Source organism: Marinobacter shengliensis, from assembly GCF_003007715.1.
Classification (GTDB): Bacteria; Pseudomonadota; Gammaproteobacteria; order Pseudomonadales; family Oleiphilaceae; genus Marinobacter; species Marinobacter shengliensis.
Genome location: NZ_PXNO01000023.1, coordinates 183052 through 201616, shown reverse-complemented (window position 1 = coordinate 201616; position 18565 = coordinate 183052). Strand labels below are relative to the sequence as shown.

Below are 18565 nucleotides of genomic sequence, written 5' to 3'. Positions count from 1 at the left end.
CCATGCGCATACCCAGGATATTCACAGACAGCCCGCTCCAGACGGGCAGCCTTTGCGAGCTTGACGAAAACGCCGCCAACCACGTGGGCCGGGTACTGCGCATGCAGCCAGGCCAGGAGTTGCGCCTGTTCAACGGTGACGGCCAGGACTACACCGCCACCATCACCCAGGCCGGCAAGAAAAACGTCCAGGTAGAAATAACCGATGCTGAAACCAACAGCACCGAATCTCCCCTGAACATCATCCTCGGCCAAACCCTGTCCAAGGGCGACCGGATGGATTACGCGGTACAGAAAGCGGTCGAAATGGGCGCCACCACCATCGTGCCCCTGACCACCGAACGCTCTGATGTAAAACTCAAAGGCGACCGGGAAGAAAAACGCCTGCGCCACTGGCAACAAGTCGCCATCAGCGCTGCCGAACAATGCGGCCGGGCGCGGGTACCGAACATATTGCCAGTAATGACCGTTGCCGAATGGCTGCAATACAGCCAGACAGCCGACCTGCGACTGGTACTCCACCACCGCACCGAGCAGTCGTTGAACACCCTCACCAAGCCGGGCAGCGTTGCCCTGATGATCGGCCCGGAGGGTGGTTTGACCGCCGATGAAATCAACCTGGCAGAACAAAACGGCTTTCTGCCCGTGGCCCTTGGCCCCCGAGTATTGCGCACCGAAACCGCCCCAGTTGCAGCCATTGCTCTGTGCCAGTGGCTGTGGGGAGACATCGGCAGCTGAGGTTTGTGGCCCTGATTGGCAAACCTGCGGGCGTCGCAGTCATTGACAGATCTGGCGGCGGCTAACATTATCCGTGTCAGACAAAACTTGGCTGACCGCCCCGAACCTGGGGTGGTCGGTTGGGGGACAGGTTTCCAAAACCTTGTGGAGCCATGGATGGCGGAGCAGAGCGTACAGGGAAGTATTCACAGCGTGTTTTGGAAACCTGTCCCCCAACCGGCCGCTTGCACCCAAGAAAACAAATAAGAGCCCAGGATGACAGACCTACTTACCAATCCAGAGTTTTGGCAATACCTCAGCATCCCCGTGATAGCGGCCCTGATCGGCTGGAGCACCAACTGGCTCGCCATCAAAATGACCTTCTACCCCCTGGAATTCATTGGCAAACCACCACTCCTGGGCTGGCAAGGCATCATCCCCTCCAAAGCACGGAAAATGGCCGCCATCAGCGTCGATGCCACCATCTCCAAAATCGGCACGGTCCAGGAAATCTTCGACCAGATCGACCCCAAAGTCCTGGCCGCCCACATCATCTACACCGTCGACCCACGCATCGAAGAATACGTAGACGAACTCATGCTCCGGGAATACCCCACCTTCTGGGAAAACCTGCCAGCATCCGCCCGCAAAATGGTCTACGACAGGGTTCGAAAGTCCACACCACAACTGGTAGACAACCTGGTTGACGACATCTCAGACAACATCGAAGACCTGCTGGACATCAAAGGCATGGTCATCGAACGCCTGGCCCGGGACAAAAAACTGCTTAACCGCATTTTCCTTGAATGCGGCGACGTAGAGTTCCGTTTCATCATCAACTCGGGTCTCTACTTCGGTTTCCTGTTCGGCCTGATCCAGATGGCCGTCTGGTACTTTTACCCCGCCATCTGGGTACTGCCCCTGTTCGGCCTTCTGGTCGGTTGGGCCACCAACTGGATTGCCCTGAACGTGATCTTCCGACCGCTTCATGAACACAAAGTCGGCCCACTTCGGCTCCAGGGCCTGTTTCTCAAGCGCCAGCCAGAAGTTGCCGAGTCTTTCTGTCACATCGTGACCCATGAAATTCTCACCGTGGGCAACATCATCAACTCCATCCTTGAAGGCCCCAAGGGCGGGCGGGCCCGCAACATGGTCAAGAAACACATCAAACCCCTGGTGGATGAAACCGCCGGCATGGGCAAGGCGCTGACCCAGATGGCCTTCGGCCCCACCGGCTTTGCCACCCTGAAAAACCAGGTGGGCGAGAAAGCCATCCAGATCTCCCAGAGCTCCTTCAACAACCCGGTGTTCGAGCAGGACCGTGCCCGCGCAGTGGAATCGATTATGGTTGAGCGGATGATTGCGCTGTCATCGGAAGAGTTCCAGGACCTGCTACGCCCCTGTTTCCAGGAAGACGAAATCAAACTGATTCTGGTTGGGGCTTTCCTGGGCTTCGTCGCCGGTGTGTGCCAACTGGTATTCGTGTTTGGAGAAGCCTTCTTCTGAAGCCACACAAGGCTGTGCAGGGTTGCGTAACGCAACTATACTGAACCGGTGAACGGTCACTTTTAAATACACGTTAAACCGGAGGCAATGGATGCCGGGCTTTTTTTCCTGGATATCAGGCTTGTTTGCAACGCCGCCACCAGCCGCGGCTGCCACCGAGACACGCCTGTTTAACCCGGCGCAAAGTCACAGCCCCGAACAACACGCGTCAGACGCCGTGGTTGTCAAACAACTGGAAGACCACCTGTTCTGCTGGCTGCTTGACGCCTCTCCCGCTATGCTCCGGTCCGAACCCGCCGGGGCAGAACAAATACTGGCCGAGCTGGAGCGCCGCCTGCGCTCCAGTGAAATGGAAGAGCTACCGCGCAGGCCCGGCAGCCTGCCCATGCTGATGCGGGCGCTGTCTAACGAAACGACCGACCGCAAGCAGATTACCGACATCATCCTGAGCGACCCGTCGCTCACAGACCAACTCCTTCAGGTAGCCAACAGCCCCTACTTCCGGCCCGGTGACAACACCATAGAGTCAGTGGATCAAGCGGTGTTTGTCTTAGGGCTGGATGGCATCCGTAACGTCATTTCAGCAGCCGTTATGCGCCCGATGATGGCCGCAAGAAACAGTCGGGAAGCCCTGTTTGCCCAGCGGGCCTGGCGCTGGGGGCTTACCTGTGCCAGATCCGCAGAATTGATTGCCCGCATTCACCGCGACGACACCAGTGCCCATTTCATGGTGGGACTGCTACCGGCACTTGCCTATATCACCATTCGTCGGGAACTGGGACGCATCTGCCGGACACAGAATACGGGCAGCGAGCCAGAGCCAGCAGTTCTGAGGATAGCCCTGATCCGCCATCAATGGACCGCCTGCCAGCTGCTGGCCAATGTCTGGAACCTGCCGCCGAAGTATCATGCCTGGCTGCTCTCGGCAGAGCGCCCGGCACCCAGGCAGGCACACTCAGCGCTCACCGATGGTTTGTTGTTGGGCACCCGTGAAGTGCTGCGCCATGCCCGCCAACGCAACCTGCCGGAAGACAAGCTGGCTCAGATCGTGCACCTGACACCGGAGCAGGTTACCCCTGTGCGCAAGGCCGTTGTCAGAATGCTGCAGGAAGGCAAAAGCTCAAAAGCCGACGCCTGACACCGTCGAAGCATCCTTGGCGCTGTCTTGGGAATCTTCCCCGCCAGCCAGCAACTCCGCAAAACTGACATCTTCCCGGTGGCCCACCAGATCTCTCAGCTGCACCGGCATGGCACTGCTTGGAAGGCGGTCAACAACCCGGTCCTCATCCCGGCGGATGGTCTGAAGGACGCTTCCAACCGTGATAAGGTGCAATGCCTTGCCGGGTACCAATTGATCACCATTACGCCCCGCCAGACTCAACAGGCCGGCGCGAATCAGCTTGTCACTGATGCTCCGTGTGACCTCCCCAGGTACACGCAGATCATATTCCAGCGCCTCTTGCTGCGGTGCTGGCTGCCCCAGGCTGAACGGCTTGGCCACCATCCACATCAACGCCAGGCCCACCCGCTCCTGCAACTCCGGAGCCAGCTGCACGTTCTGACGCTTGGCCACAGACCCCGGATTCTGCATGTAAAAGGCCAGGCTGGCGCCGAGCAGCAGGATCATCCAGTTCAGGTAGGTCCATATCAGCAGGATTATGCCCACCGCGAAGCCCGAATATATTGCCGCGTACTTGGTCGAATTGGCTACGAAGGACGCAAACAGCATACCCGCCGCCTGCCAGGAAACACCCGCCACCAGACCAGCAATAAACGCATAACGCAGCTTCACGCGGGTATTGGGGATGAACACATAGACAAACGTGAAGGCCCCCACCACCAGGAAAAACGGGGTAAAGCGGCTTACCATCACAATCAAAGAACCGAACGGCTCAATCTCCATGAACCGCTGCACCACGTTGGATGAAAAAATGGTGGCGGTCACACCAATGGCCGACACCATCAGCAGTGGGCCAACCATGATCACGCTCAGATAGTTGCTGAAGCGCTGGGCCATGGATCGCATCTCGGGCACGCGCCAGATCATGTTGAACGAACGTTCGATTTTCTGGACCAGCGAAATGACGGTGTACACCAGCAGTGCCAGACCAACAGAGCCCAACACGCCAACTCTCATGTTATCGACAAAACCCAGGATGCGCTCTGCAACCTCCATGCCCTGGGGGCCCATCGGCTCAAAAAACTGGTATAGCAAGGGCTCCATGCGCTGGTGCACACCCATCGCTTTAAGCACCGAAAAGCTCAGAGCCAGCAAGGGCACAATGCTTAGCAAGGTGGTGTAGACCAGGCTCATGGCGTGAAGGGTTAGCTGCCCGCTGATGACATCCCTAGCCACGGCATACACAGAACGCCCGGTTTTATAGAGCCAGGTCCAGGGCCACTTCTGGGGTGGATTGGGGTTGGCGAGAATCCACTTCTCCGCCGCCTGAAGCCGCTCTTTGGTTTGAATTGATGCCACGCAAGATCCTGCTTGTCAGTGTTTTCTACAGCTTATCAGCCGAAAGCCAGTAAACAAGGGGATTATAGTGGCGCCGCATCCTTGCCAGGCCGGCACGCTGGTGCCAACCGCTCGCAGCAATCCAGTCCCTGGTTAGTTGGCAACGTAGTGCCGGCGCGTCCATCCCCGCATTTCGTCCAGCCGCTGCAGGCGGACAGCTGCCTGGCTGAGGGTTGGGCGAATCGGCGCATCGCCTTCCAGCATGGTCGAGAAGCGGCGCGTCATCAGGTCCCAGAAGCGTTTCATTTCGGGAATATTGGGCATAATTTCGCCACCACGGGCCGACCGGAAGGTCTGATCGATAAATGGGTCCTGACTCAGCGTCTTCACCACCTCAAGGTGGGCGACCGCTCCCAGTGGTTTGTCATCATTGACTGCGTGAAGCCCCTCCTCCGTCAGCAGATAATCCTCAATAAATTGCCGGGCAAGATCCTGATTCGTGGAAACCGCACTGATGCCTGCAGCCAACACCCCCACGAACGGCCGGCCCACTGTGCCCTCCACTGTGGGAACATCGGCGATACCGACATCGATCCCGGAGGCCCGTAGCTCGCTCCAGGCCCAGGGACCATTGATGATCATGGCCACCTTTCCGGCCTTGAAGCCTTCCATCATGGTTCCATAGTCGGTATCCCGTGCCAGCACCCCCTGTTCCAACAGCTCGCGAATGCCGGCCACGGCGCGAATCGCACCGTCTGTAGCGACCCCCACGTCAGACAAGTCGTATACGTAATCATCAACACCAAAACTGTAGCCGCCGGAACCGGCAAAGATCGGCCAGGAAAAATAGACATTGCGATAATCCCAGGCGATGGCCTGGATATCCTCGCCGGCCAATTGTCGGTGTACCTCTGCCACCTGCTCCAGAGTGGTCGGCGGTTCCGACACCAGTTCCCGGTTGTAGAGCAGGCTCACCACCTCCATGGCGATGGGGTACCCGAACACCCGTTCACCAACCGACACCGACTGCCAGGCAAATGGGGCAATCACCTCACGGACAGCGCGGGAAGGTTCAATGGCCGCAAGGTGGCCTTCATTAATCCAGCTGCCAAAACGATCATGGGGCCAGATGATGATATCGGGCGCCTTGGCAGTGTAACCATAGTGATCATACTGGGTGGTGAGGTCATCTGGCGTTTCAACGGTCACGGGCACGCCGGTTGCGGCCTCAAAGCGCTTACCGACTTCGGCAAGCCCCTGATACCCCTTGTCGGAATTTATCCAGATCAGCAGTTCGCCGCGTTCAAACGCCTGCACGGCATGGGATTGGAAAAACAGGCAGACCAACACTGCCAGAGTGGTTCGGATCATCGCGCATAGCCCTTTTGTTGTTATTCGGGTTTTGCGCCATGAGAGCAGATTACGTCAACGATCGCGTCATACACCTGCGATAATCCAAGGGGTGAACGAGGGGGCGTAAGTTCTCAGCCCCCGGCAGGAACCTACCGAGCAAGATTGCCCGCAGTGATCTCCACAATCCGCTGACGGGCCTCACGGCTGGCCCAGGCGGAGTGGGGAGTGAGAATCAGGTTCGGAATATCGTCGGCCAGCAGTGGGTTACCGTTACGTGGCGGCTCCTCAGTCAACACATCAAAGCCAGCCCCGGCGATCTGACCATTGCGCAGGGCATTCACCAACGCCGCTTCATCTACCAGACCTCCCCGGCTGGTGTTGACCAGCAGCGCTGTGGGTTTCATCAACCCCAGTTCCCGCTCACCAATCATATTCCGGGTGTCATTGGTCAGCAGGCAGTGCAGAGACAGTACGTCGGCCTGCGCCAACAGGTCGTTCAGCGGAACCCGGGAATAGCCATCGACCTCCCCGGGCTGCTGACCCGGCCGACAACCCAGCACAATGTTCATACCAAAGGCCTTTGCCCGTTCCGCCACGCCCTGGCCCAGGTCGCCATAGCCGACAATGCCCAGAGTTTTGCCCTCCAGCTCCATAATCGGGTAGTCCATCAGGCAGAACATATCACTCTTGCCCCAGGTGCCGTTTCGGGCATCCCGGTTGTAATCCAGCAACCGCGTAGCCAGCGCCAGAATCAGCGCCATAGTATGCTGGGCTACCGTGGAACGGCCATAGTTGGTCACGTTCATCACCGTGATCCCATGCTCCTTTGCGGCCGCCCGGTCAATGTTGTTCAGCCCCGTGGCCACCACCGCAATCGTCTTCAGCTCCGGGCAGGCGTCGAAGTGCTCCCTGCCCAGCACCACCTTGTTTACCAGCACCGTATCAAAACCCTGAATCCGCTCCACAACCTGCTCGGGCGCGGTTCGGTCATAACAGGTCAGGCCACCGGTCACCTGCTCTAGCGGCGACAGATCCACATCACTGCCAAGGGTTAGGGTATCCAGAAAGACCGCCTTCATACTTTTCTCCCAACTCATGATCGGCACAGATTAAGGTAGACTGGGTAAAACGAGCAAATTCAGGGAGGCAAACCATGGAACACGAATTCTGGCACGAACGTTGGGAAAAGAGCCAAATCGGCTTCCACGAAGGCACGGTAAACCAGTACCTGCACGATCACTGGCCGGAACTGGCCGGCCAGGGCGCCGAAGCCGTATTCGTGCCCCTGTGCGGCAAAGCCCATGACATGTGGTGGCTCCACGACCGTGGCCACCCCATCATCGGCGTGGAACTCAGCGACATCGCCTGCAAGGATTTCTTCGAAGAAGCCGGTGAAAAAGCCAAGGTCCATCCGGGCGAGCCTTTCACCACCTTCAAACACGACGACCTACAAATCTGGTGCGGCGACTTCTTTCAACTGGTGCCGGATGATCTCAAACACATCCGACTGGTCTACGACCGCGCAGCGCTCATCGCCCTGCCCCCGGAAATGCGCAAAGGCTATGTGGACCACCTGACCGCCATCATCCCGGACGGCACCAGAATCCTGCTGATCACCCTCGATTACGACAGCAACGAAATGCAAGGCCCTCCCTTCAACGTCAGCGACGAGGAAGTGTTCCAGCTGTATAGCGAGGACTACGAAGTTAACCACGTACTGAAGCGCGACATGGCCCACGACAACCCTTTCGCCAAAAGAAGAGGCCTGAGAAACGGCGCCGCAGAAAGCGTGTTTACACTAACGAAGAAGTAAAGGCCCACCGCAGTCCAAAGGCTGGGGCCCCCTCCGAAGCCCTGATCGACGTATGCCGGGGCGGATTTTTTAGATCAAACTGAATGTCTGAGCAAAGCGAGTTTCAGTTTGATCTAAAAAATCCGCCCCGGTGTACGTCAGCCCTAAAATCCGATACGCCCCGTAACATAATTTAATGAACCTAAGGTGAACCCCACCTGTCCAACCCCCGAACTCTGAACTAAGCTCAGAATAAGCAGGCCGGAAAGCTCCGGATAACGTATACCTGTTTAACAGAACCATCCCATCAACCTATTAACCAGAGCACACCGCCCGGACCGGCGGCGTTTCAGCAACGGGGATATTGCGTGAGTTAAAGCGGTTTTATAACAAGCAAGAGCAAGCGAGGGGCCATCTATGAGCATTCTGCAGCACTTCAAAGACCGGTATGCATCCACTCAGGAGGAAGAATACTCCCTTGAGGAATACCTGGAGATCTGCAAAAAGGACCCAACAGCCTACAGCACCGCCGCCGAGCGAATGCTGATAGCCATCGGCGAGCCAGAACTGATCGACACCTCCCGTGACCCTCGCCTGTCACGCATATTTTCCAACAAAGTCATCAAGCGATACCCGGAATTCTCCGAGTTTTACGGCATGGAAGAAGCCGTGGAAAACATCGTGTCTTTCTTCCGCCATGCTGCCCAGGGCCTGGAAGAGAAGAAGCAGATTCTTTACCTGCTGGGCCCGGTGGGCGGCGGCAAATCCTCCCTGGCGGAAAAACTCAAGGCACTGATGCAGAAGGTGCCGTTCTATGCCATCAAGGGCTCGCCGGTCAACGAAAGCCCCCTGGGCCTGTTCGACCCGGACGAAGACGGCCCGATTCTGGAAGAAGAGTACGGCATTCCCGGCCGCTACCTGAAAAGCATCATGTCGCCCTGGGCAGTCAAACGCCTGCACGAGTACGGTGGTGATATCAGCCAGTTCCGGGTGGTAAAACGCTACCCCTCGGTGCTCGACCAGATCGGTGTGTCCAAGACCGAACCCGGTGACGACAACAACCAGGATATTTCGGCGCTGGTGGGTAAAGTCAATATTCGCATGCTGGAAGACTTCTCCCAGGACGACCCGGACGCCTACAGCTTCAGCGGCGGCCTGTGCAAAGCCAACCAGGGCCTGATGGAATTTGTGGAAATGTTCAAGGCCCCCATCAAGGTGCTGCATCCGCTGCTGACCGCCACCCAGGAGGGCAACTACAACACCACCGAGGGCATGGGCTCGGTACCCTTCGACGGAGTGATCCTGGCCCACTCCAACGAATCCGAGTGGCAGACCTTCCGCAACAACAAGCACAACGAAGCCTTCCTTGACCGGGTGTACATCGTCAAGGTGCCCTACTGTGTGCGGGTGACCGAAGAAATCGAGATCTACCGGAAGCTGCTGAAAAACAGCTCCCTGTCCGGCGCCCCCTGTGCCCCAGACACCCTCGACATGCTGGCCCAGTTCTCGGTGCTGTCGCGCATCAAAGATCCGGAAAACTCCAGCATCTTCTCCAAGATGAAGGTGTACGACGGCCAGAGCATCAAAGACACCGACCCGAAAGCCAAGTCCATTCAGGAATATCGGGACGCCGCCGGTGTGATGGAAGGCATGGACGGCTTGTCTACCCGCTTCGCGTTCAAGATTTTGTCCAAGGTGTTTAACTTCGACACCACCGAAGTGGCAGCCAACCCGGTACACCTGTTGTACGTGCTTGAAAAACAGATTGAGCAGGAACAGTACCCGTCTGAGATCCAGGAAAAATACCTGCGTTTCATCAAGGAATACCTGGCACCCCACTATGTGCAGTTCATCGGCAAGGAAATCCAGACCGCCTATCTGGAAAGCTACAGCGAATATGGCCAGAACCTGTTCGACCGTTATGTGACCTACGCCGACCTGTGGATTCAGGACCAGGAGTTCCGGGACCCGGAAACCGGGGAAATTCTGGACCGTGCCTCCATCAACGACGAACTGGAAAAAATCGAGAAGCCGGCGGGCATCAGCAACCCGAAGGACTTCCGCAACGAAGTGGTCAACTTTGTACTGCGGGCCCGGGCCAACAACCAGGGCCAGAATCCCAGCTGGCTCAGCTACGAGAAACTGCGCAGCGTGATCGAGAAGAAGATGTTCTCGAACACCGAAGACCTGCTGCCGGTGATTTCCTTCAACCCGAAAGCCAGCCAGGAAGACCAGAAGAAGCACAAACAGTTTGTGGAACGTATGGTTGAACGTGGGTACACCGAGAAACAGGTCCGCTTGCTCGCTGAGTGGTATCTGCGTGTGCGTAAGTCCCATTAACTGCCAGCGGGAGCAGACCCATGGGTATGACCCACATAGTCGACCGGCGACTGAACGGTAAAAACAAAAGCGCGGTGAACCGGGAACGATTCCTGCGCCGCTATCGCCATCACATCAAAAAAGCGGTGTCCGAAGCGGTCCAGAAACGTTCCATTACGGATATTGAACGGGGCGAGAAAGTCAGCATTCCGGCCCGGGATATACAGGAACCCATCTTCCACCACGGCCCTGGTGGTCGGCGGGAAGTGGTACACCCGGGCAACCAGGAATGGGTGGCCGGTGACACCATTCCCAAACCCCCGGGCAGTGGCGGTAAAGGTCAGGGCCAGGGCCAGGCCAGCCCGGACGGTGAAGGCATGGACGAATTTGCCTTCCAGATCACCCAGGAGGAATTCCTGGAGTTCCTGTTTGATGACCTGGAACTGCCCAACCTGGCCCGCAAGAAACTCAAGGATACCGAAGCCTTCAGTTACGTGCGCGCCGGGTTCACCAGCCAGGGTGTGCCCGCCAAACTAGATGTGGTGCGCTCCCTGCGGGGCGCCCATGCCCGCCGGCTCGGCCTCGGCGGCGCCCGCAAGAAGAAAATCAAGGATCTGGAAAAGCAGCTGGAAGCCCTGAGAGGCGCGCCGGAGGATCTGGACCCGGCCTTCAGCCATGAGGACCAGATCAAGGTGCTGGAAGACGAAATTGCGCGCCTGAAAGCCAACGTCAAACGCATTCCGTTTATCGACGAGATCGACCTGCGTTACCGCCAGCACCAGAAGCAGCCCAAGCCCGCTACCAGCGCCGTGATGTTCTGCCTGATGGACGTGTCCGGTTCCATGACCCAGATGCACAAAGACATCGCCAAGCGCTTTTTCATCCTGCTGTATCTGTTCCTGAAAAAGAACTACAAGAAGATCGATGTGGTGTTTATCCGCCACCACACCAGTGCCAAGGAAGTGGACGAAGAAGAATTCTTCTACAGCCGGGAAACCGGCGGCACCATTGTTTCCAGCGCCCTGAAGCTGATGCACCGGATCATCGAAGCCCGATACTCGCCGGCGGAGTGGAACATCTACGCCGCCCAGGCATCGGATGGGGACAACTGGAACGATGATTCCCCGGTTTGCAGCAAGCTGTTGGCCAACAGCATTCTGCCGCTGGTGCAGTACTACTCTTACATCGAAATCACACCCCAGGACCACCAGATGCTCTGGTATGAGTACGAGAAGATCCTGGAACAGTTTCCCCAGAGTTTTGCCATGCAGCAAATTGCAGACCCTGGCGATATTTACCCGGTATTCCGACAGTTGTTCGAGAGGAAAGCGGCATGAGCAGCCTGATTGATCGCCCGAACGCACCGGAGAGCGAACAACCCAAGGCAGGAACGCCCATTTCCACCGGCTCGGAGTGGACCTTTGAGCTGATCCAGAAGTACGACGAGGAGATTGCCAAATGCGCCGCCGAGTTCGGCCTGGACACCTACCCTAACCAGGTGGAAGTGATTACCGCGGAGCAGATGATGGATGCCTACAGTTCCGTAGGCATGCCCGTGGGCTATCACCACTGGTCGTTCGGCAAGCAGTTCCTGCAGACCTCCAAGGGCTATCAGCGCGGCCAGATGGGGCTGGCCTACGAGATTGTGATCAACTCCAACCCCTGCATTGCCTACCTGATGGAAGAAAACACCCTGCCCATGCAGGCGTTGGTGATTGCCCACGCCAGCTATGGTCACAATTCGTTTTTCAAAGGCAACTACCTGTTCCGCACCTGGACCGATGCCAGTGCGATCATCGACTACCTGGTGTTCGCCCGCAATTATGTCGCCGAATGCGAGGAGCGCCATGGCGTGGATGCGGTGGAAGAGATCCTCGACTCCTGCCACGCCTTGATGAACTACGGCGTGGACCGCTACAAGCGACCGGCGCCCATTTCCGCCGCTGAGGAAGCCCTGCGTCAGAAAGAGCGGGAGGAATACCAGCAACGGCGAATTAACGATCTGTGGCGGACCATCCCGAAACCGGAGGAAGATGACGACCCGGTCAAACGCAAACCCCGGTACCCGGAAGAGCCCCAGGAGAACCTGCTGTACTTCATCGAGAAGAACGCGCCACTGCTGGAAACCTGGCAGCGGGAACTGGTGCGGATTGTACGCAAACTGGCACAGTACTTTTACCCGCAGCGCCAGACCCAGGTGATGAACGAGGGCTGGGCCACCTTCTGGCACTACACCCTGTTGCACCGGATGTACGAGAAAGGCCTGGTCACCGACGGCTTTATGCTGGAATTCCTGCAAAGCCACACCGCGGTGGTGTATCAGCCACCATTCAACAGCCCCTGGTATTCCGGCATTAACCCCTACACCCTGGGCTTCTCCATCTTCACCGACCTGCGCCGCATCTGCGAGAACCCCACCAAGGAAGACCGGGAGTGGTTCCCGGACATCGCCGGCAAGGACTGGCTGGAGACCGTGCATTTCGCTATGCGCAACTTCAAGGACGAAAGCTTCATTCAACAGTTCCTGTCGCCAAAAGTCATGCGGGACCTCAAACTCTTCGCCATCGAGAATGATGACCAGGAAGACCACTACACCGTGACCGCCATCCACGACGACCCGGGGTACCGGGTGCTGCGGGAGAAACTGGCGCGCCAGTACAACCTCAGTTACCGGGAGCCGAACATACAAGTGTGGAATGTGAATGTGCGGGGCGACCGTTCACTCACCCTGCGGCATATTCCCGTGGACCGGGTACCGCTTGGCAAGGAAACAGACGAAGTGCTCAAACACGCCCACCGGCTGTGGGGCTTTGATGTGCACCTGGAAAGCGTGGATGACGGCAAGGTGGTTGAGGAACATCACTGCCCACCCAGAGGCGCTGAGGAGGCGTGACCACAATGGGCCACCCCTGAGATCACAAATCAGAAAGTCAATTCAAGGCCCGCATAGAACGTTCTGCCGGCACCGGGCTCGAAGTAACCGCGATCTTCAACGGCCCGGTCTGCGTTGGCATTAATGCGCACGTTGCTGAAATAATCTTCATCCAGCACATTGCGGACACCGGCGTAGAGACTGAGCGTCTGATTACCCAGACGCACGGAGTCACCCGCGCGGGCGCCCAGCAACCAATAATCGCTTACCTTGGTCTGGTTGCTGTTCTCCGCATAAAAGCTGCCAACGTACTGCCATTCCAGCGCTGCGAACCGGCCAGCCATACCCTGCCACTCCAGTTCAGACACCCAGAGCGTGCCGGGCAAGCCGGGGATGTCATTGCCATCAGCATCATTGCCCTGTTCGTCAGTGAAATCGCGCAGCTCGTAGTCTGCCAGAGTCAGTGCAGTAGTCACCCGCCAGGCATAGGAAATATCCCAGCCCAGGCCCAGTTCAACGCCATTGCGGCGAGTCTCGCCGGCATTTTCGTAGAAGGTGCGGCCGTCCAGTTCGTAGGGCAGGATTTCATCCTTAACCCGAATGGAGAACAGTGCCAGGTCGTAACTGAGTGAGTTACCCCATAAACCACGAACACCAATCTCCCGGTTCAGCGCCTTTTGCGGTTCCACATCCGGGTTAAAGCCCCCGGCACCAGAGGGGTTGGCAAACTCGGTAAAGGTGGGCGACTCGAACGCCGTGCCAACGGTGGCATATACCTGATGCCGGGGCGCCAGGCGATAGCTCAGGCCAACCACGCCGCTGACTTCCCGGAACGTCCGGCTGCCGGAATCATCACCGTCCTCAAGCCGGTCATCATCGACCGACAGGCGCAGATGATCCCAGCGGGTCCCGAGTGAAAAATTCAACCGATCCGTCAGCGCCAGATCCCCCTGGGCGAATACAGCCACGTTTGTCGCGTTCTGGGTTTCTGCCTGGGTTTGCCCGGTAATCTCGCCCATGGGTGACACCTGGTAGCGCCGGCGGTCATCCGACTGCCGATGGACATCCGCGCCGGTTACCCAGGTCAAAGGTCGCCCGGCCAGCTCGGAACCTTGCTGGTACTGGGAACTGATTCCGTAAAAATGGCGGTCGTAGGCCACTCGGCTGGCGCCGGGAAAAGGCAACTGCTGGGCGAAATCCCGATGACTGTAAAAGGTGTTCACGGTGACCTCACCGGGCAATACAGCGGCATCCTGATACTGCAGCCCCAGGGTTTGCTGATTCACCGTCTGGCCGCTGTCCAGCCGCTTGGCCATAAAGGTAGCCTGGTTCGGATCATCCTCTACCTGGGACAGGGTCAAGCCGCCCGGGTCCTGGGCTTTCGGGTTATGTAAGGCGTTGAAGGTGGCGGTCAGCTCCCTCTCGGAATCCAGCTCATGGGAAACTCGGGCGTTGAACAGGCCCTTTTCCGCCTCACTCTGTTCCCGGTGGCCGTTTACATTCATCCAGGACAGCGTTGCGATGGCACTGGTGTCGCCGTGAACGCCATTACCCTGAATGGCGGCCTTGCGGTAATCATCGCTGCCGCCATCAAGGCGCAGCCGGGCACCGGGGGGCAAATCATCGCCACGGGCCGTGGTGATATCCAGCACGCCACCGGCGGCATTGCCATACTGCACCGAGGACGGGCCCCGAATTACCTCAATGCGCTGAGCGGAATCCAGGTCGATGGCATCGATCTGCGACTGGCCATCCGGCAGGGTATAGGGAATGCCATCTACCTGAATGCGGATACCCCGAATACCGAAGGGCGCACGAGCCCCGAAACCCCGGGTCGACAGTCGCAGATTCTGGGCGAAGTTGTAACGGTTCTGGAAGAAAAGCCCAGGCACGGTATTGAGGGATTCGTCCAGTTGCAGGCGCTGCTGGCCCTGGCGGATGGCGGGGGCGTCCACTACGCTGACCGCAGCGGGGGTATCGTAAAGGTCACGAGCCAGGCGAGGTGAGGTCACTTCCAGAACGATTTCCCCAATCGCCTCGCCCTCGTCCGCAACCTGTGCCGCCAACTCGCTTGACGGCATCATGACCGACCCAATGGCGAACGCAATCACCAACCGCTGTGAGTAACCATGCCCCTGAGCTTCCTCTTTCACTTCGCTTCCCCCCCTGCCATCAGTTGCATGATACGCACCAGCCGCGAACCCGATCACATCCACGCAGGCCTGAGCATAACGACTAAGCCGGAGACTGAATACCCAACAATAGTTGGAATATTGTGCTCCCAAAGGCTGGCAGGTACGTCACCATCAACAGCGTAGTGCCCATGACCATCACCGGGAGAATGAAGCGGAAATTGCGCTGCCAGAAGGTACCATACAGGCTCTCCGGCGATGTGGGCACGCCCACCACCTGCCTGGTCAGCAAATGGTTGAGCGCCACGGGTGGAGTCAGATACCCCATTTCAAATGCGAGCACGGTCATCACCCAGAAGTGAAGCGGATCAATACCGTTGTTCAGGGCAATTGGTGCCAGCGTGGCGTTCACCAACAGTACCGCGCCATAGGGGTCCATGATCATGCCTATAAACACCAGCAAGCCCATCAGCAGCGTAAGCGTCATCCACACCGATCCCAGTTGTTCCGGGAACAACTCAAGTAAGCCCGAACGTTCGATCAGGCCGCCGACACTGACGGACAGTGCCATTAACATCAGCAGGGCACCGATCAGGGCACTGGATTCACGGGTAGCGCGCAACACAGCGGATGAAAAGCCGCTTGCCAACGGACCACGGGCATCCTCCGGCAAATCATCAGTGTCAGGATCCGGTGTTTTGAGCACCCAACGCTCGAACGCCAGCACCAGCAGCAAAATCAACGGCAGAATGGCTGGCGCAGAGAACTCATCCAGCCCCCTATTCAGCAGTAGATTCCACAGCAGGATCACGCCCGCGAAAATAGCCACGTAAGGCAGCAGTGGCAACAACGCACGCAGCATGCCGGGCACCGCCTCCCGCAGTGGAGCGATCTCTCCTTTCGACGGCCCGCCAATCAGGAACACATAAATCGCGTACACCGACGCGGTCAACAACAATACCCTGGCGCCGGCGCTGAACAGTTCATCGGTGGTCACACTGTTGTTGAGGGTGGCAACAATGACCACCAGCAGACAGGGACGCAGCATGGTCCCCATGGAGCCGGAGATCGCCGTAGTCGCCAGTGCCAGTTGCTCCGATGTACCCGCGCGCCGCAGCTCCCGGTAAAGAGTAAGGCCCGCCGCCAGAATAAAGATACCGGACGCGCCGCTGTAGGCGGTGGGCAAGGCAGTGAGCAGCAGCACCGCCACCCCGAGCCATTTCGGAGGCAACCGCCAGGGCCGCAGAACATCGAAGACCTTCCTGGGAAGATGGGTGCGCGCCAGCAACATACCCACCCACACGTAGAGCCCAAGATTGAGGAACAGTGCCGATAACTCCGCCATCATGGTGAGGTAGACGGCAATACCGTGGTAGAAGCCGTGAAACGCAAACTGGATAGAGGCAGAAATACACATGAAGCTGTAAAGAGGTACGCTCAGCATGGCCCGAGACCAGCTTCTGCCCACAGGCAGGTCATCCCTCCGCTGGCGCAGCTGCCAGAGGGAAATCAGGGTGAGCGAACCAAAACCCGCCACCCAGATATCGTGCATGAACAGATGGGCCAGGGGCATGCCGGCCTCTGCCTGGGCCAGCTCCTGTTGCCGATAAAGCCAGGTAGAGGCGGTCAGTAACCCGTTGGCCACCAATTGCGAAACCGTGGCAACCCGATCATCCAGACGGCTTTCTACCGGCCGAAGGGCAATGTGCTGACGCCCCAGGGTTGCGGCCGCTGCACAGAACAGCAGCATCAGCCCCAGCAGCACCCGACGATTTCCGGTTACCAGCAGAACGGCCTGAGACAGCCCTGCCTCTACCAAAACGAAAGCCTGAACCCCTGGAGTGTTGAGCGACTGTAGGCGCTCCCAATTAGCAAGACGATTCTCGCAGGCGCGGGACGCGGCCAGCACTGAAGCGCGGACCTGTTCATGGTCGATCTGGTCGCCGAACACATCGGCAAATGGGTCGGCAGATTTTTCCGCCTTTTTAACCGCAACCGCCAGGTCTACAGCCGCTTCTTCATCGACCACGACCTGGCAACCCGGCGCACTGATCCGGTCGATCACCCGCAGGTTGAAGTAGTCGGGCCAGGTTTCCCCGCCGATTTCCAGTATCCGCGAGTGCAGGGTTTCGCCTACCGAGGCCAACAACGTCAGCACAAGAATGGCCAGCATCGGCGCACTGGCCAGGGTCATTGACCAGGTGCGACTGGCCGATACAGGAGCGGTCCGGGAATCGGTGGTCATGGCTTACTCCACCGGATTACTACATTCCTCACGGCTACCGTCAGCGCGGCACCGGATCTTGCGCTGCAGAGTCAACATGTCCCCGCTGTAGTACCCTTGCTCGCGCAACTCCAGCCTCGCTGCCTGCATCATGGCATCGTATTCCCGGCGGTCTTCAGCGGGAATTCTGATCCACCACTTGTCCGGCACCTTTTCCTCTTCCATCCGGACGCGACTGATTATTTCATCGGACCCCTGGAAAAAAGCCTCTCGCACAAGCTGCGCCAGTTCGTTGGGGATGACCTCGGCGCGGCCAATCAGCTGCATGGTGATATGGGTCAACGGCAGGTCGATAATGCCACCGTCCGGCTCCAGCCCCTTGTGCAGCTCCAATACCTCATAGGCTGCCAGCGGTGCTGCCAGTACGTCGACCACCCCGGTATTGAACATATTGGGGGCATTAACAATGTCAGCGACCACCGGGGTAGCGCCCACACCAGAAATCATCTCCGCCTGGGTAGGATCGTAATCCAGCACCACCACTCGCTTACCAGATGCCTTTGCCAGGGTATTGATGCTGCGGTCGTTCACAAACACGTGGGCGGCGCCCGCCGGAGCAATACCCATCACCACATAACCGTTGCTCACCATGCGATCCGCACTGCGGGGATCGGCCATCAGCTGCAACCCCAACTGCATTTGCTCGTGATCCGGGAAGCCGCCAATCGAATCCAGGGTGCCGGTGTATTGATTGAACAATCGCGCACGCAGCCCACTCATCAGCGCCGCGTCGCAGGTACCGGATTTGAGCTCTTCTACCATCACCGATTCGCTGGTGTAGGGCACCATCTCTACGTTGATACCGTACTGAAGAATTCGGTGCCGCTGATCCTGGGCTGCGCCATAAATAGGGCCGGAGCGCCCAAAGATATCCCAGACACATACCCGGTAGGTCCGGTCTGGATCGGGCTGCAGGCCGGTCAATTCCTGCATGGCGTTGATACGCTGTTCCAGGGGAAGGCTCTGGTCATAAACCTTCGCCCGCAAGTCTTCATTGGCCCAGGTCAGAACCGGGAGGAAAGACATCGCGAAGGTGGTCGCCAGTAAAAGACACCGGGTGATCCAGTGGCAGGAAGGGGGCGTTCGAAGGGCAAGAGGCATCATTATTGTTATCCTGAGCTGAAAATCTGTGG

General features: G+C 58.1%; 13 protein-coding genes. 7 read left to right on the top strand and 6 right to left on the bottom strand.

All coding sequences use genetic code 11. From position 1 onward, the window contains the following. Nucleotides 1-2 precede the first annotated feature (2 nt). The 3 genes from C7H10_RS10150 (at nt 3) to C7H10_RS10140 (ending at nt 3360) form a co-directional block, all read left to right on the top strand. Entirely contained in the window at nt 3-737 is a 735-nt protein-coding gene (locus tag C7H10_RS10150) for a 16S rRNA (uracil(1498)-N(3))-methyltransferase (protein ID WP_106694769.1), read from the top strand. 255 nt (nt 738-992) lie between these two features. Further along, on the top strand, nt 993-2222 hold the full coding sequence (locus tag C7H10_RS10145) for a DUF445 domain-containing protein (RefSeq protein ID WP_072678147.1): 1230 nt from the start codon (nt 993-995) through the stop codon (nt 2220-2222). A 91-nt stretch (nt 2223-2313) separates the two neighbouring features. Next, nucleotides 2314-3360, top strand: a complete 1047-nt coding sequence (locus tag C7H10_RS10140; protein WP_106694768.1) for an HDOD domain-containing protein — start codon at nt 2314-2316, stop codon at nt 3358-3360. Here the strand turns inward: C7H10_RS10140 and C7H10_RS10135 are convergent. From C7H10_RS10135 to C7H10_RS10125, 3 genes are all read right to left on the bottom strand, one after another. After that, entirely contained in the window at nt 3343-4701 is a 1359-nt protein-coding gene (locus C7H10_RS10135; RefSeq protein ID WP_106694767.1) for a YihY/virulence factor BrkB family protein, read from the bottom strand. The genes C7H10_RS10140 and C7H10_RS10135 overlap by 18 nt on opposite strands. Nucleotides 4702-4833: 132 nt before the next feature. Next, entirely contained in the window at nt 4834-6051 is a 1218-nt protein-coding gene (gene malE, locus C7H10_RS10130; protein WP_106694766.1) for a maltose/maltodextrin ABC transporter substrate-binding protein MalE, read from the bottom strand. Nucleotides 6052-6182: 131 nt separating this feature from the next. Beyond that, complete coding sequence (locus C7H10_RS10125) at nt 6183-7112, bottom strand: D-2-hydroxyacid dehydrogenase (protein WP_106694765.1); 930 nt, start codon at nt 7110-7112, stop codon at nt 6183-6185. A 74-nt stretch (nt 7113-7186) separates the two neighbouring features. Between C7H10_RS10125 and tmpT the strand changes: the two genes are divergently transcribed. The 4 genes from tmpT (at nt 7187) to C7H10_RS10105 (ending at nt 13037) form a co-directional block, all read left to right on the top strand. Beyond that, nucleotides 7187-7846, top strand: coding sequence for a thiopurine S-methyltransferase (gene tmpT, locus C7H10_RS10120; RefSeq protein WP_106694764.1), 660 nt, complete (start codon nt 7187-7189; stop codon nt 7844-7846). 396 nt (nt 7847-8242) lie between these two features. After that, nucleotides 8243-10165 (top strand): PrkA family serine protein kinase, encoded by a 1923-nt coding sequence (locus C7H10_RS10115; RefSeq protein WP_106694763.1) that lies wholly within the window; start codon nt 8243-8245, stop codon nt 10163-10165. A gap of 26 nt (nt 10166-10191) precedes the next feature. Further along, the gene (locus C7H10_RS10110) at nt 10192-11481 is read left to right on the top strand and encodes a YeaH/YhbH family protein (protein ID WP_208622832.1); all 1290 of its coding nucleotides are present in this window, start codon (nt 10192-10194) and stop codon (nt 11479-11481) included. After that, nucleotides 11478-13037: a SpoVR family protein gene (locus C7H10_RS10105; RefSeq protein ID WP_106694761.1), complete on the top strand. Its 1560-nt coding sequence runs from the start codon at nt 11478-11480 to the stop codon at nt 13035-13037. Before C7H10_RS10110 ends, C7H10_RS10105 begins: the two co-directional genes overlap by 4 nt. A 29-nt stretch (nt 13038-13066) precedes the next feature. Here C7H10_RS10105 and C7H10_RS10100 read toward each other — a convergent pair whose 3' ends face one another. The 3 genes from C7H10_RS10100 to C7H10_RS10090 all read right to left on the bottom strand — a co-directional run bounded on the left by C7H10_RS10100 (nt 13067) and on the right by C7H10_RS10090 (nt 18536). After that, nucleotides 13067-15169, bottom strand: coding sequence for a TonB-dependent receptor family protein (locus C7H10_RS10100; RefSeq protein ID WP_244178248.1), 2103 nt, complete (start codon nt 15167-15169; stop codon nt 13067-13069). 82 nt (nt 15170-15251) lie between these two features. Next, nucleotides 15252-17393: a TRAP transporter large permease subunit gene (locus C7H10_RS10095; RefSeq protein WP_208622823.1), complete on the bottom strand. Its 2142-nt coding sequence runs from the start codon at nt 17391-17393 to the stop codon at nt 15252-15254. Nucleotides 17394-17396: 3 nt separating this feature from the next. Then, nucleotides 17397-18536 (bottom strand): putative solute-binding protein, encoded by a 1140-nt coding sequence (locus C7H10_RS10090; protein WP_146136808.1) that lies wholly within the window; start codon nt 18534-18536, stop codon nt 17397-17399. Nucleotides 18537-18565: the final 29 nt, after the last annotated feature.